This window comes from Pseudoalteromonas sp. A601 (assembly GCF_002165575.1).
GTDB lineage: Bacteria > Pseudomonadota > Gammaproteobacteria > Enterobacterales > Alteromonadaceae > Pseudoalteromonas.
This window is the reverse complement of the sequence record NZ_MXQF01000056.1, coordinates 1-14,898: the sequence shown is the minus strand read 5'-3', so window position 1 is coordinate 14,898 and position 14,898 is coordinate 1. Positions and strand designations below refer to the sequence as shown.

The following is a 14,898-nucleotide window of genomic DNA, read 5'->3' as shown; positions in this document are numbered from 1 at the left end:
TTGATCTCATTTTACCGATCGTCAAGCTTTTCCTTCCTTAACTGATCGGCATTACAAGAAAGGGGGCTTTTTATAATGGTAATTGCTTTTTACTAAAAGCTTGCTTTAAAACAATAGTTGACTCAATATTTGCAATACAATCAATGCTTCCCAGCTTATATTTAACAAAGTGCTCGTAGCTTTCTAAATCAGTAGCCACTATTTTTAGTAAATAATCATAGCTGCCAGAAATCACCCCACACTCTAAAACATAGGCAAGCTTTTCAACTTGTTCTTCAAAGGAGTTTGCTGCACTTACTGAGTTCTGATTTAATCTTACAAATGCATACACTAAAACATTTAAGCCAATCTTTTTTGGATTAACTGCGCCATGATAGCCACTAATAACCCCAGTGTTTTCGAGCTTTTTTATGCGTCTTAAACAAGGCGTATCCGATAAGTTTACCTCGTTGGCCAATTGTGAAATAGGGCTACGCGCATTATCTTGCAGGCGAATTAACAGCTCTCGATCTTTTTTATCTAAACTCATAATTGTAGGATTTCTTCAATAACTAATGATTAAATAGTTAAAACCACTAATTTTATATGGGATTTATAGGGTTTTTGCTGATTACTACTCTATGCTATCTGTTAACATAAATGCAATAAAAAACTTTGGATAAAGTAAATATGAGTAAAAATACTCAAGCATTTGACGAGTGGCTAAGAACCCGGTTTGTTGAAATAAATACTAACTTGGAGAAGTTATATTGGCAGCAAGATGATAAAGCCAATGTGGAGCTTGTAGGGGAGCAATATAAGCATCAGCTAGAGCTCGAAGGGAATACTCATATAAGTAAATTGTTAGCTGAGGGCAATACAGATGAAGGCTTTGACAGCGCATTTGATTTACTTGGCAATGTGGGCTTATTTATGGCGGCGTGTCGTCGTCATGAAATTACTGAGCCATTACGAGAAACAACATCGCCACTCGTTGAAGCGTCGGCTTTAGCGATGCACATAGGCGCTTCTATTGGGGTGACTCCACGTTTTGCTACTGCGCATTTAACCACCCATAACAAAGCCGTCAATGGTGTATATAAACGCTTTACAGACTTACCTGATGAGAAACTGTTTATTGATTACAACACAAAAGGTATTTTGGCGTATAAGCGAGCAGCCGATGCACTATTAAAGATACAACCTTTAGGTATTTCACACCCCTTGTGCGGCGATCTACTTAAAGTTGCAAAAGCGGCACTGCTAGATGTTATTGAATCAAATAACGCGTTATATACTCAGCTCGATACAGATCGATTCTTTTTTTGTGTGCGTCCATATTACAAGCCGTACCGAGTTGGCAAAGAAGTCTATCGTGGCGCGAATGCGGGAGATTTTGCTGGTATTAATGTAATTGATTTGCTGTTGGGCTTATGTTTTGCAAATGAGCCAAGCTACTCACAAATGCTGGTGGATAAATTTTTATACATGATGCCAGAAGATCAACAAATACTTCGTGAATCAATGAGTATGCCAAGTATTATGGATGATTTTTTAGCTGCATCAAGTATGCGTGAAAGTGATTGGTTTCAAACCAATGTAAAGCTGTTTATTCAGGTTTGTAAGCTTCATGGCGATACGGCAATTGGTCATCATAATCAGCTGGTTAGTAAGTTTATAGCGCAACCTGCTCAGCAAATGCAGCAACAACATATGCAAAAAGTGACGGCGAGCGGGCCGCCACTGCATGTTTTGTTAGATTCACTTGAGAAACTCAGAGATCGCCGTGCTGCGGCTAAACGTGATGATATAAAAACTCGCTATGATGACTTATCGCAGCTAAAAAAGTGGGTGAAAAAATAAATGTATAAAGATGACTTTAATTTATCTTCAGGGTGTTATCTATTAAATCACTCGGTTGGTCGGGCATTAAAAAGTAGCCAAAGCGATTTCAACGAGCACTTCTTTTCACCATGGCAAACGACTAATAAAGAGCCATGGCAGCAATGGCTATGTAGCATTGAGCGTTTCACTCAGGCTTTGAGCGATTTATTTAACAGTAAACAAACACTTTTTTGTCCGCAGGTTAATTTATCCAGTGCATTAACTAAAATATTAATGTCGCACCCAAGGTTAAAACAAAGTAAATGCAGAGTATTAATGGCGCAAAGCGATTTCCCGAGTATGGGTTTTGTTATGCAAAAAGCGTTGGCTGAAGGTGCTCAGATTAACTATATACCCAGTGAGTTAGACTTAACAGATATTAATGTTTGGCAGCAATATATAAAATCAGATACTGATTTAGTGTTTATTAGTCATGCGTATTCCAACACAGGCCAGCAGGCTCCTGTTAGCGACATTGCACAGTTATGTAAGCGCAATAACTGCTTAAGTTTAGTTGATGTAGCACAATCAGCGGGTGTCTTAGCTCTCGATTTAGCAACCGTTGAAGTCGATTTTATGATTGGCTCCAGTGTAAAATGGTTGTGTTCAGGGCCAGGAGCTGCCTATTTGTGGGTCAGTGAAGCTCAACTCGAACTTTGCCAACCGACAGATGTCGGCTGGTTTTCACATCAAAACCCCTTTGAGTTTGATATTAATCATTTTGATTACAATACTACGGCATTACGTTTTTGGGGAGGAACCCCTTCGATTGCTCCCTATGTTATAGCAGGGCATAGCATTGCATACTTTGCAAAATTAGGCGTTGCATCAGTTCGTGAATATAATCTTAAATTGTTAGCTCAGTTAAATTTAGCCTTGGGTGAATATCAGGTATCGCCCAGCTCAGCACAAGCTTCTAGCGGCACTGCTATTTTTAATTTTGCACAGCAACAAACTGATGTGATGCATGCTCTGACAGCTGCGAACATCAGTGTTGATGAAAGAGCATATGGAATTAGGGTCTCACCGCATATTTATAATGATGAAAAAGACATTGAGCAGTTTATCGCAGTCGTACAAGGCGTGCTAAGGCCCTGATTGTTGGCGTAAGTCATCTTTTAATGCGCTGAGCGTTTTAATTTGTTTTTCATGACTGTTTATTTGTGGCTTAAAATAACTTTTTAACTCATCAGTGCGCTGAGCAATCGCATCTGCGATGGAATTTGCACCCATGCGGTTAGCACTGTCTTGCGTCATGTAGTTAATTTTTTGCTTATTCTTTGCAAACGTTTCTTTTAGTTTTTTTATTGCCTGTTGGTGCTCAGTAATTTCGCGATCTATTTTTTGTATTGTCAGGTAGTTATCCACGGAGTCTAGTGTATTTTTTTGAGTTTGCGCTATATTAGGCGTTTTAATATTGACTTCTTTGGCATTTTCATCACAAGGGAATTGACTAAATATAGCAATACCATTCTTTTCACATTGGAATACGGTGGTTGCAGCTTGGCTTGAGCCAGCTATGGTTAATACAAAAAAACATAACAACGCTCGCATTATTAATCCTTAAAATACATAAAACATGAATTTAGTTTACTTTTTTGTAGTTTAGCAATTGAGTAATTTATGTAACTAATTTATTGGATATATTTTCGGTTACTTTTAAAGTAACGGTAGAAATATCTCTATGAGTTATAGGGGCAGCATATTAAAGGAGCCTAATCTTCTGTTAGAATGAAGCAATTAAATCAAGCTGTGGCTGGTAAATGTCTTTAATCACTCCTGTAATTCTCGCTGGTGGGATCGGATCAAGGCTATGGCCTTTATCTCGCCAAGCGATGCCAAAGCAATTTCTCTCTTTGTTAGATGAGAAATCGTTATTACAAAATACCTTAGCACGGGTTAATGGTGATTGTTTCAATGACACTATTTTAGTATGTAATGAACAGCATAGATTTATTGCAAGCCATCAGTGTGAAGCCATAGGCGTAACGCCTAAAGCTATTCTATTAGAGCAGCAAGGTAAAAATACCGCACCAGCTATCGCACTTGCTGCACAGTATGCATTAGCTCAGGGAATTGATTCACCTATCTTTGTTATTCCTGCCGATCATTATATCGCTAACTTTGAGCATTTAGTGCAACAACTTCCAGATGCAATCGCAATGGCCGAACAAGGGAAACTGGTTACTTTTTCAATTAAGCCAGATACAGCTAACTGTGGTTATGGGTATATTAAACAAGGCTCAAAAATAGCTAATTTACACTGCTATCAAGTTGATGAGTTTAAAGAAAAACCAGATCTAGAACTGGCACAACAGTATGTGACAAGTGGCGAATACTCATTTAATAGTGGCATGTTTTTGTTTACGCCAAAAAGCTACCTTCGCGAACTGGAAAGGTTTGCGCCAAAAATAGCCCGCGCTGTTGCCGATGCTGCCAGTTTTAGCCAAGATTTAGGGTTTATAAGAGCTGATGAAGCAGCGCTTGAACATTGCCCGAGCGACTCTATTGATTATGCCATATTAGAGCGTAGCGATAATGTTGTGGTGCTACCCTTGGCTCTTAATTGGAGTGATGTTGGTAGTTTTAATGCGCTGTGGCAAAGTGCCAGTAAAGATAGTTTAGGCAATCATGCTAGCTATAACGACGTGTTGTTTAATAGCGAAAATAACTTTGTGCAAAGTGAAGAAGGCCACACTATCGCGGCTCTAGGTGTAAATAACTTAGCCGTTATTCATACCCACGACACAACGTTAGTGGCAAATAAAGCGCAATTAGATCTGTTACCACAGCTCCTAGCCCAGTTAGCGAATAAGCAAAGCGATAAGCTACTTAACCATCAGGCTGTTTATCGACCTTGGGGAAGTTACCGTGTGCTAGTGGAAGGAAGTAGTTTTAAAGTTAAAAAAATCACTGTTAATAGCGGTGGCAGGCTCTCTACTCAGCGCCATCAGCATCGTGCCGAACACTGGGTGGTAGTTTCAGGCTTTGCAGATGTCAGTATCGATGATAAAGCCAGTGTTTTAAAGGCCGATCAATCTTGTTATATAGCCGCAGGGCAAATCCACAGCTTAGCAAATAGTCAAGCTGAGCCGCTGATCGTGATCGAGGTGCAAACCGGTAGCATACTTGATGAAAGTGACATTGAGCGCTTTGATGATCAATATGGGCGAAACTAGCGGTTAGCGGCTTTTTATCCAGCCAATACTTAATATGTATATTAAGTAAGTGTCAAACTTTACTGGCCAATACGCGCCACATAACAGCATTTTGTCATAGCCTGAATGCTGTCGACCACGCTGCCAGCGAAATAAGTTTTTAAAAATAGCCATTGCACTTGCTCCTCGTTACTTTTATCTCGCCAACTCGCCAACTCGCCAACCCACTAACTCAACTCACTTCTAACATACTTTAAGTATTGCTCTAAACTGCTTTGCCACAGCACGATGGCTTCTGTGAGTGAATCTTTAAGCGGCTTGTTGTCTAACAGCCGGCGCTCTATTTTTTTAAGTTCAATACCATAGCGGTTAAAGCCAAGCTGTAGTGCAGTGCTTGCTTGTCGATGTAGTACTTTAATACATTGCTCTTTGTCTTCATCAAGCAACTGTTGAGCGCGAATAAGCTTATTGCGGGCTGAAAGTACAAACTCATTGTAAATAGAAGAAACTTCATCTTCACTAAATGAGCTTGTTAACGTTTCGGCTGCAGTTTCATCATACAGCACATCACTAAGTTCAACGGCAATAATCGGTGCTTGGTTATTTTGTGAATCGCTCAGAGCTTGGCGTAGCTTATGGTGTTTTATTGGCTTGCCGACAATGTCTTTTATGCCAAGCGCAAAATATTCTTTTATTTCGTCAGGGCTCAAGCTCGCAGTAAAAGCAAGGACGGGTGTGCGTTGGTTTTTATGCTCAACCCCCTTTAAAGTCTTGAGTACTTCTTGTCCTGTTAGGTCGGGTAAATTCATGTCTAATAAAACCACATCAAAGTGGTGCTGTTGCATCAATTTAATAGCACTTTTGCCATCGCGAGCTAGTTTGATTTTATGTTCATCATCAGCCATAAATTCAATGGCTATTTTTTGATTCAGGTCTAAGTCTTCTACCAGTAAAACATCAAGTCCCGTAATGTATTCTTTCGATTGATGGCGCTGTTCGACCAAGCTCAATTCACCTAATGCAAGCGTAATATCAAAGCTAAACGAACTGCCTTTATCTAATTCGCTGAAGATATCTAAGCGAGAACCTAGTTTGTCTAATAACCTGCTGGTGATCGCAAGACCAAGGCCTGTTCCGCCTTTTTCTTTACCTGCATTGCTTTGTACATAAGGCTCGGTGAGATATTCAATTTCATCATCTTCAATGCCAGGGCCTGAGTCAATGACACTTATACGAATACGGTGTTCTAGCTGACGCTCTTCAAGCAATTCGACTCGAATTTTTACTTCACCTTGATCAGTAAATTTAATTGCATTACCCATCAAGTTTATGATTATTTGGCGCAATTTTTGTTGATCGCAATAATAACAAGCTTGCTCAGGGAGATTGTAGATTAGCTCAAAGTGCAGGCGTTTTTGCTCTGCTAATGGTGTGAGTAGTAGGCATAAATTATGTAGCCAAGTTTTAAACTCAACATCTTCTTCGTATAGAGCTTCGTTGTGTTGATCTAAGCTTGCGTAATCGAGTACTTTGTCTACTAGCAGGTTCAAAGATTCAGCTGAATTAATTATCGCTTCACAGTAGGGTTTATCGCGAGAGTCACTTGACTGGTTGAGAATTAATTGTGCACTGCCTAAAATGCCATTGAGGGGCGTGCGAATTTCATGACTAATCGTTGATAAAAACAAACCACGGATCTCGAGATCTTTTTGTGCTTTAGCGGTAAGTTGATTAAGATTTTGTTCGCGTCGCTCATTACAAAGTAGCGCCATACCCGTCGTATAGAACATGGGAGCTATTACTCCGTTAACTAATAAAGTAACACTAAACCAGTTTTCTTTTAACAGGGTAAAATTGTTTACATCCCCCATTAAAAAAGCACGCCCAGCATAGATACAGCTGACAATAGAGAGAATAAAAATATAAACGATACTGCCGTTAGGGTAAGGTTTTCTGGCGATACGGATAAATATATAGAGTAAAAAGATGGCTTCACTTATGTGCTGTAAATCCGCGACGAGTATACTGTTACGTAAATCAGGTACCACTACGGTGAAATACATTAAAAGTGCTGCACACACTAATGTTGCTATGACAAAAAAACGTAGCTCTTTGCCTTTGTAGCCGACAAATTGACTGATAGCTAAAGCATGAATTATCGATGCACTAAACCAAAAAGCATTGGCTAAAACCATGGTGGGTAAACTATCTATATTGCCATGTAAGGCAAAACTCATAAGTGCAGCAAAAAGTACTAACGGATAAAAAATGAAAAGGAGTGTGCCTGGTGTGTTTTTATTGGTACGCCACGTTAGAAAATTTAGCAATGTCATCACAGCCATCATAGCTGCACTGGCAAAGTAAAGAGTGAGGGAGTCGAGCATATTTATTCCAAGCAGATCAGAGACCGGTTCAGAATAATAGGATTTTTCAAGCTTAGCAATTTATCAGGCGTAAAACAGGCACATAAAGCACCTGTTTTAATTTAAAATCAAACGAATGTTTAGCGGATTTCGTCAGGTATATTTTGTTGAGCCCAAGAAAGTAACTCAATACGGTTGCGGCATTTGGTTTTTCTAAATGCGCTATATAAATGTGTTTTAACTGTGTGTGGGCTAATGCTAAGTGCTTCAGCTATTTCTTTGTTTTTAGAGCCGTTACTCATTAATGAGATAATTGCTTTTTCGCGCTTAGTTAATTTTACTGGCTCAATATCACCTTCTGTCAGCTTGTGGAGGGCGTCTTTATTAAACTGCAACATACGGTTTAACGCATTACACATGATATCGCGGCGATACCAAAGCTGATCTTCAAGCAATAAGCGAATACCTTTCATTAATACATCAGCATTATCAGTTGTATAAAATACACCACGAATACCGCTTAATAATGCACGATTAGCAAGCTCAGGATTCTCATCTAAGTTAAATAATACGATATCGCATTTTACACGAAGATTTACTAATTGTTCTTTTAATTTTTCCCATGCACCGTTACTTGAAGTTTCAATAAACAATAAACGAGTGTCCTCAGGAACATCTAAAATATTAGTTCCCGTTGTAACATTTAGCCCTTGGGTTTTTAACAATGGCTCTAATACATTAATACCAATTGTATTAATTGGCTCTAAATCTAGTAACAAAAAGGCTGAATTACTCATACTTACATACTCTTGAATAAAGTTGACTAATCAATCCTATCACGCAATCCACCCCTTTCGTATTAGAAATTTCCTAGAAAGGGGCAGGAAAAGTACACTTTTACGGATTTAAGCATGTCATATATCGAGAAGAATCATGTGAATTAATTGTTATGCACATGAATTTATTAAGTATTATTTTTAAAAAGCTAATTTAAAATTGAACAAAAAGTGCTGGTTATTTTTTTATAGTGGTTCTTTTTTATTATCTTGATAAGGAGGCCAACCCATACTTTTACCTGCTAACATATGTAAATGAATATGATAAACGGTTTGCCCGCCATGCTCGTTGCAATTCATGACTACTCTAAAGCCATCTTCACTGAAACCATGCTGTTTCGCAATTTTAGCGGCTACAACGTATAAATGACCAACGATAGGCGCATCTTGCTCTGTAATATCGTTAATTGTTGCAATCGCTTTTTTTGGGATAATTAAAATATGAAACGGTGCCTGCGGGTTGATATCCTTAAAGGCAAGAGATAGTTCATCTTCGTAAATAATATCTGCAGGAATTTCACGATTAATGATTTTGGTAAAAATTGTTTCGGTCGTCATTTTTGTGGCTCTGTGTTGGCTTGTACTAAAGTCACTAATGACAAATTTTGCCAGCAGTGTCAAACTGAAATCAAACAGAAGGAGTTTTTATGCGTAAATTACTATTAGTAAGCACTATTGTATCGTTAGGTTTAAGTGCAACAGCGATGGCCGAAACTGTCTATTTCCCAGAAGAAATTGTCCCGCTACAAGTGGGAGATAAAGTAATTGAACATTCATTTTTTAGTCGCGTGGACGAATTAGAACTCGCACCAGGCACATATAAATTTAAGCTTAAATACACAGATTTGTACGAACAAGGGTATGACGATCATCAAGTTGTGGACTCTGAACCGTTTTGGGTATCAGTCACAATTGAGCAGGGTGAAGATTACGACATTGTGTTTAATCGTGCAGACAATGCCGTAGCGGCTAAAGTATTTGCAGAGTCCCCGCAAGTGAGCTTACAAGCTAAGGGATCATCATTAGGTATCCCCTTAGATAGTACAGTAGAGCAAAAGCAGAGCAACAGTTCGCACGTTGTTGCAGCACCTACTGCACAAGCTCAACCTGTTGCAGTTGCGCCTGTTGCTGTTAATGCACCTATCTCTCAGCCAGCTCCTGCACCGACGGTACAAGGTGCACCAAGTGCAGCGGCTATGTTAGATTTTTGGTGGCAACAAGCAAGCCCACAACAACAGCAAGCTTTCTTAGATAAGGTCATAAAAAAAGGCGCTAATTAAGCGCCTTAATTAAAGTGATTTATTTACTTAGCAAATAAATCATCAATAGTACCCTGTGCTAGCGGGTGGTAGCCTGAGCGTGCTTTGATGTATACATCATGTGCCCACTCACGCTTGCCGTTTTTAATTAATGCTTTATACAGCGGCACAATTAGTTTACGACGGCCAATTCCTGACAAGTGCTTATCAAGCGAAGGATAAATTGGTTGATAACCATTGCCTACAGCTAGCATGTACCATGCAAAGGCACGTTCAGCATTGGTTGATTGAGTTAGATTAAATTCGTTGTCTAACTCAGTCATTTTTTCAATGCTTAAGTCTCGTGGTAGGTTATTTAGAAAGTGTAACCACTCGTGCACTGTCCAGTTTGCTGTTGGCAGCTGTGCTGCAGTGGTAGAGCTTTGTAACCATGTTGTGGTTGCAGCATCTACTTTGTCAAACGCATCAGACGTCGGATTAGGTGCATCACTTGGTAAACCCGGCTGGAAAATCCACTCGTTAACTTTATCCATGCTAACAATACCTGGGTATTTTTTAATTAAGTTAGCTTCGATGTAAGTGACAAACTGCGCCGTTGTTAATGACTTAAAAGCAAACTCGTTAAAGTAGGTTTTTACAAAATCATCAAACTTTTCACGACCAAATTGGTTTTCAAGGTAGATTAAAAATAGCTGACCTTTGGTGTAAGGTACTGAACTAAATGCATCGTCTGGGTCGCGACCATTTAGTTTTAAGTTAAGGCGTGTGTCTGGCGCATCAATAGTTTTAAGCTGTGCACGAAGCCCCGCAGTATCAAGTGCTTGTTCCATTACGGCACGGTCACGGCCAAAGACTTCTTCCATAATGCGGTTTTCAACGTATGAGGTAAAACCTTCGTTTAGCCATAAATCTTCCCATGTCGCATTGGTTACTAAGTTACCAGACCACGAGTGCGCGAGTTCATGGGCAATTAGATTAACCAAGCTCTTATCACCAGCTACTACAGTTGGGGTAATGAATGAAAGACGTGGGTTTTCCATGCCGCCAAATGGGAAACTAGGTGGTAGCATTAATAAGTCGTAACGGCCCCATGCATATTCACCATACATTTCGTTCGTTTTGTCGATCATTGCTTGGGTATCATTAAATTCGGCAACTGAGGCATCAAGGATTTCTGGCTCAGCAAAAATCCCCGTTTGCTTAGACATTGCTTTAAATTCTAAGTTACCCGCACCAATTGCAATCAAGTAAGGCGAAATGGCTTGCGGCATATCAAAGTGGTAATCTCCATCCTTATAGAGCGCATCTTTATTATCGGCACTCATTACTGCACGAATATCTTCAGGAGTATGGATACGTGCAGTATAAGTAACACGCATTGCTGGCGTATCTTGTACGGGTAACCAACTACGGGCATGAATTGCTTGCGACTGGCTGTACATAAATGGATGAGTTTTGCTCGCCGTTTGTTCTGGTGTTAACCACTGCAGGCCAGAGGCTTCTGGTCGGCTATTGTAGTAAATACGTACTTTTTGCGCTTGGCTTTTAAAGCTAATAGTTAGTTTTGAGCCTTTTACATCGTCGCGTTTAGCGAGTGTAAAATCTGCTTTTTTCCAGCCACCAGAGTGCGTTTTATACATGACTTTATCAATATCTAAGTCGCGAGTATCAAGCACGAGTTTCTTACTTTGGCTGTTTTGCCATTCTAACGTGTGCTCAACAAAACCTTCTAATTGTTTGTCGGCAAAGTCGACATCTAAATCAAGGTTTAAGTGCGTTGTAATAACATCGTTAAGGTTCGCATACGAGTTTTGGTCAACAGCACTGGCCATTGCTTGAGAACACATACCAGCCATTGCGAGACTGAAAAAAAGAGGTGTGATTTTCATAATTACCCTGAACACAAATAAAAAGTGCTGGTTTTATAACACGATTAATAGTTGAGTTTGAACAATTTCTGCAATCTGATGCGCGTTTTGCGATGATGGGGTAAACTAATGCGATTAGTGGTAATTAACTTTTGAGGCATTTTGTGACTCACTCTGTGCAAGCTTTTCACACATTTTCGTTACCGAGTCAGTGCTCACAATTAATTGAAATAACTGAACTCGAGCAATTACAGCAGCAATCATTTGATAGCCCTTTTTGTATTTTGGGTGAGGGTAGCAATACCGTTTTTTTAACTGACTACCATGGTCAGGTGATTAAAATGGCGACCAAAGGGATTACTGCAACTGTGCGAGAGTATGATTACTTGCTTGAAGCTGCTGCAGGAGAAAGTTGGCATCAGTTAGTTATTTATACTCTTGAACATGGTATGCCAGGTTTTGAAAATCTAGCACTGATACCGGGCACAGTGGGGGCGGCACCAGTACAAAACATCGGTGCTTATGGCGTTGAACTGGCGAAATACATTGAATACGTTGAGTACTTTGATATCACTAGCAAACAGTTTATACGTATTAATAATGCCGAGTGCCAATTTGGCTATCGCGATTCTATTTTTAAACATAGCTTGAAAAATAACGCAGTGATCACCCAAGTCGGGTTTTGTTTACCAAAACAATGGCAGCCAGAATTAAGCTATGGACCATTACAGCAGCTTGAGGATACCAGTGCAAAAAGCATTTTTCAGCAAGTGATTAAAACACGCAGCAGCAAATTACCTAACCCCTATGAACTGGCAAATGCCGGCAGTTTTTTTAAAAACCCAATAATAACTAACTCGCAGCTGCAAACACTGCTAAAAGCGTACCCACAATTACCATATTATTTTTATGGCACTAAGCACCACAAGGTCGCAGCAGGGTGGTTAATCGAGCAGGCCGGTTTAAAAGGGTATCGAATAGCGGATATTGAAGTGCACCAACAACAAGCCTTGGTGTTAGTTAATCATGGCAATAGTACAGGGGCTGATTTAATTGCCATGGTGCAACATATTCAGCAGCAAGTGTGGCAGTGCTATCAAATACGGTTACAACATGAAGTACGCTTGATGGCAAGAGACGGTGAATGTCATATTAATTTAGAGGAAACACCATGAAAGCGCCCGGTGGAAATAGGTTAGCCATTTTAAATGCATTAAATAACGGTGGCTTTATCTCAGGGCAGTTACTGGGAGAGCAGCTCGGTATTAGTCGCGCTGCAGTGAGTAAACATATACAAAGCTTACAAGAGATGGGCCTTGATATTTTTAAAGTGAATGGAAAAGGTTATAGCTTGAATAATACCGTTGGTTTACTAGAGCAAAGTAAAATTCAACATTGTTACCAAGCCCTCGGGGCGGATACAGCACAAATAGAAGTACAGCCTGTAATCGACTCAACCAATAGTGAGTTAATGCGCCGTATAGCGGCAAAGCAGCAGTTAGACTCTGGCACTGTGATTGTAGCCGAAATGCAGCAAGCTGGGCGCGGACGTCGAGGGCGAGTGTGGCAATCCCCATTTGGTGCAAACCTTTATTATAGCTATTACTGGCGTTTAGATGACGGCCTTCAAGCGGCAATGGGTATGTCAATTGCGGTAGGGCTTGCCGTTTACGATACGTTAAAAGCACTCTACCAATTAGATATTGAGCTCAAATGGCCAAACGATATTTACCTCAATAAAGAAAAGCTAGCCGGTGTATTAGTTGAACTTGACGGGCAACCTCAAGGGCCATGTCAGTTAGTGATTGGTATTGGCATAAACTTACAGATGCCACAAAGCTTTAGCCAGCAAATAGACCAAGCATGGACAGACTTAAGTCAACACACCATAAAATTAGATAAAAACAAACTCGTTGCGCATCTTACGTATCACTTAGAACAACGCTTGGCACAATATAGCCTAACTGGCTTACAAGACATGTATCAGCAATGGAATACCCTAGATGCCTTTGCAGGGCAATGTGTTGAGCTAAATACAGGGCATAGAAGCTGGCGGGGTATATGTGAGGGAATAGATATGCATGGCGGTATTCGAATTCGCCAAGATGGTGAAGCGAAGAGTTACTATGGCGGTGAAATTTCTTTACGGAAAGCACAGCTATGAGACTGCTGATAGATGTAGGTAATACTGCGTTAAAAGCAGCGTTATTTAACCAGGGTAATATCACTAGCTGTAATGTAGATACTGTACAGTGGCAACAAGTTACAGAAGTTGTTTATGCATGTGTAGGTAAGAGTGAACAACTCGATGAGCTAATTAAATTTGCAAGTAGGCATAAGATTCCTTGTTTTGAAGCTGTAGTGACTAAACAGCTCGATGGATTAAGCTGCGCCTATTCGCAATTTCAAAACTTAGGTATTGATCGTTGGTTAGCCCTAATTGCAGCTTATAAGTTATGGCCACAGCAAGATTGCATCATTGTTGACACCGGTACCGCAACCACCATTGACGTATTAAACATTGATGGACAACACCTAGGTGGTTGGATAATCCCAGGGCTAGAACTGATGACCCGCTCACTGACGCAAAATACTCAACGAGTTTTTGACGATCAAACAACGCCTTTTAGCACTGAGCTGGGAGTTAATACACCTAATGGTTTAAAAAATGGGGCACTTGTGGCAACCGTTGGCGCTATTGAACAAGCTAAACTGCATTTAACAAATAAAAAACCACAGCTAATTTTGGCTGGCGGCTACGCAAAACTGTTACAAACGCAATTTGTTGATGCTATTTTTGCGGAGCATTTAGTTATGTTGGGTTTAAACTATTGGCGTGAATTAAGCGAAAAGTAACAAAAAAACCTCGTTTTGACTGATTTGTGAGCGTTTGGGTTAAAAAATTACATTTTTTTCAAATTTATTGTTGCATCCCAATACGCCTTACTCTAATATCTCGCCCCGTACTAAAGCAGTGCCGACTTAGCTCAGCTGGTAGAGCAACTGACTTGTAATCAGTAGGTCAACCGTTCGACTCGGTTAGTCGGCACCACTTTCCTTTTACCGGAAGTGCTTAGTAAAGAATTATCGTGGAGGGGTTCCCGAGCGGCCAAAGGGATCAGACTGTAAATCTGACGGCTCAGCCTTCGCTGGTTCGAATCCAGCTCCCTCCACCACTTTATTCTTGACGGTTAGAGGTAGATTAAGAACAGGTTCCTAACGCGGGCATCGTATAATGGCTATTACCTCAGCCTTCCAAGCTGATGATGCGGGTTCGATTCCCGCTGCCCGCTCCAGTTTCTGGTGTTGCTGATATAGCTCAGTTGGTAGAGCGCACCCTTGGTAAGGGTGAGGTCGGCAGTTCAAATCTGCCTATCAGCACCAGTCATACGAATCTTCTTGATTACTTCCTTTATCTGTCAGAAAATACTATTTGAAATTTGAAAAATTTAATTTAATCTACCTGCTGGTGGATTATTTTCATATGTAATCTAGATAAACAAAACTGATAGGTTCCGTCATGGCAAAAGAAAAGTTTGAACGCGTAAAAC

General features: G+C 40.2%; 13 protein-coding genes, 4 tRNA genes and 1 pseudogene. 11 read left to right on the top strand and 7 right to left on the bottom strand.

Features of this window, described 5'->3' with window-relative positions:
* Positions 1–70: 70 nt before the first annotated feature.
* Complete coding sequence (locus B5G52_RS21215) at positions 71–529, bottom strand: Lrp/AsnC family transcriptional regulator (RefSeq protein ID WP_087534633.1); 459 nt, start codon at positions 527–529, stop codon at positions 71–73.
* A gap of 140 nt (positions 530–669) precedes the next feature.
* On the opposite strand from B5G52_RS21215, the gene B5G52_RS21210 reads away from it, so the two are divergent.
* Both B5G52_RS21210 and B5G52_RS21205 read left to right on the top strand, forming a co-directional pair.
* The gene (locus B5G52_RS21210; protein WP_087534632.1) at positions 670–1,842 is read left to right on the top strand and encodes a monodechloroaminopyrrolnitrin synthase PrnB family protein; all 1,173 of its coding nucleotides are present in this window, start codon (positions 670–672) and stop codon (positions 1,840–1,842) included.
* Positions 1,843–2,961: an aminotransferase class V-fold PLP-dependent enzyme gene (locus B5G52_RS21205; protein WP_087534631.1), complete on the top strand. Its 1,119-nt coding sequence runs from the start codon at positions 1,843–1,845 to the stop codon at positions 2,959–2,961.
* Here the strand turns inward: B5G52_RS21205 and B5G52_RS21200 are convergent.
* On the bottom strand, positions 2,950–3,417 hold the full coding sequence (locus B5G52_RS21200; protein WP_087534630.1) for a hypothetical protein: 468 nt from the start codon (positions 3,415–3,417) through the stop codon (positions 2,950–2,952). The genes B5G52_RS21205 and B5G52_RS21200 overlap by 12 nt on opposite strands.
* Before the next feature lie 209 nt (positions 3,418–3,626).
* Between B5G52_RS21200 and B5G52_RS21195 the strand changes: the two genes are divergently transcribed.
* Complete coding sequence (locus B5G52_RS21195) at positions 3,627–5,042, top strand: mannose-1-phosphate guanylyltransferase/mannose-6-phosphate isomerase (RefSeq protein ID WP_087534629.1); 1,416 nt, start codon at positions 3,627–3,629, stop codon at positions 5,040–5,042.
* A gap of 39 nt (positions 5,043–5,081) precedes the next feature.
* On the opposite strand, the pseudogene B5G52_RS21970 reads toward B5G52_RS21195, so the two are convergent.
* From B5G52_RS21970 to B5G52_RS21180, 4 genes and pseudogenes are all read right to left on the bottom strand, one after another.
* Positions 5,082–5,195: pseudogene (locus tag B5G52_RS21970) on the bottom strand (2OG-Fe(II) oxygenase); the annotation flags it as partial.
* A 53-nt stretch (positions 5,196–5,248) separates the two neighbouring features.
* Positions 5,249–7,405 (bottom strand): ATP-binding protein, encoded by a 2,157-nt coding sequence (locus tag B5G52_RS21190; RefSeq protein ID WP_087534628.1) that lies wholly within the window; start codon positions 7,403–7,405, stop codon positions 5,249–5,251.
* A gap of 119 nt (positions 7,406–7,524) precedes the next feature.
* Positions 7,525–8,181, bottom strand: a complete 657-nt coding sequence (locus B5G52_RS21185; protein WP_087534627.1) for a response regulator transcription factor — start codon at positions 8,179–8,181, stop codon at positions 7,525–7,527.
* A gap of 225 nt (positions 8,182–8,406) precedes the next feature.
* Positions 8,407–8,778 carry a histidine triad nucleotide-binding protein gene (locus B5G52_RS21180; RefSeq protein ID WP_087534626.1) on the bottom strand — a complete coding sequence of 124 codons (372 nt, stop codon included), beginning with the start codon at positions 8,776–8,778 and terminating at the stop codon, positions 8,407–8,409.
* Positions 8,779–8,867: 89 nt separating this feature from the next.
* Between B5G52_RS21180 and B5G52_RS21175 the strand changes: the two genes are divergently transcribed.
* Positions 8,868–9,500 carry a DUF2057 family protein gene (locus tag B5G52_RS21175; protein WP_087534625.1) on the top strand — a complete coding sequence of 211 codons (633 nt, stop codon included), beginning with the start codon at positions 8,868–8,870 and terminating at the stop codon, positions 9,498–9,500.
* Between the two features lie 23 nt (positions 9,501–9,523).
* Here the strand turns inward: B5G52_RS21175 and B5G52_RS21170 are convergent, their stop codons facing one another.
* A complete protein-coding gene (locus tag B5G52_RS21170; protein ID WP_087534624.1) occupies positions 9,524–11,368 on the bottom strand; it encodes a M1 family metallopeptidase in 1,845 nt (614 codons plus the stop codon).
* Between the two features lie 143 nt (positions 11,369–11,511).
* Here B5G52_RS21170 and murB point away from each other — a divergent pair, with 143 nt between their 5' ends.
* The 7 genes from murB to B5G52_RS21135 all read left to right on the top strand — a co-directional run bounded on the left by murB (position 11,512) and on the right by B5G52_RS21135 (position 14,731).
* Entirely contained in the window at positions 11,512–12,522 is a 1,011-nt protein-coding gene (murB, locus tag B5G52_RS21165; RefSeq protein WP_087534623.1) for a UDP-N-acetylmuramate dehydrogenase, read from the top strand.
* Positions 12,519–13,511, top strand: a complete 993-nt coding sequence (birA, locus tag B5G52_RS21160) for a bifunctional biotin--[acetyl-CoA-carboxylase] ligase/biotin operon repressor BirA (protein WP_087534622.1) — start codon at positions 12,519–12,521, stop codon at positions 13,509–13,511. The genes murB and birA overlap by 4 nt, the downstream gene beginning before the upstream one ends.
* Positions 13,508–14,203, top strand: a complete 696-nt coding sequence (locus B5G52_RS21155) for a type III pantothenate kinase (protein ID WP_087534621.1) — start codon at positions 13,508–13,510, stop codon at positions 14,201–14,203. Before birA ends, B5G52_RS21155 begins: the two co-directional genes overlap by 4 nt.
* A 120-nt stretch (positions 14,204–14,323) precedes the next feature.
* Positions 14,324–14,399 (top strand) — tRNA-Thr (locus B5G52_RS21150).
* A gap of 39 nt (positions 14,400–14,438) precedes the next feature.
* A tRNA-Tyr gene (locus B5G52_RS21145) sits at positions 14,439–14,523 on the top strand.
* A gap of 45 nt (positions 14,524–14,568) precedes the next feature.
* Positions 14,569–14,643, top strand: a tRNA-Gly gene (locus tag B5G52_RS21140).
* 12 nt (positions 14,644–14,655) lie between these two features.
* A tRNA-Thr gene (locus tag B5G52_RS21135) sits at positions 14,656–14,731 on the top strand.
* The last annotated feature ends 167 nt before the right edge of the window (positions 14,732–14,898 follow it).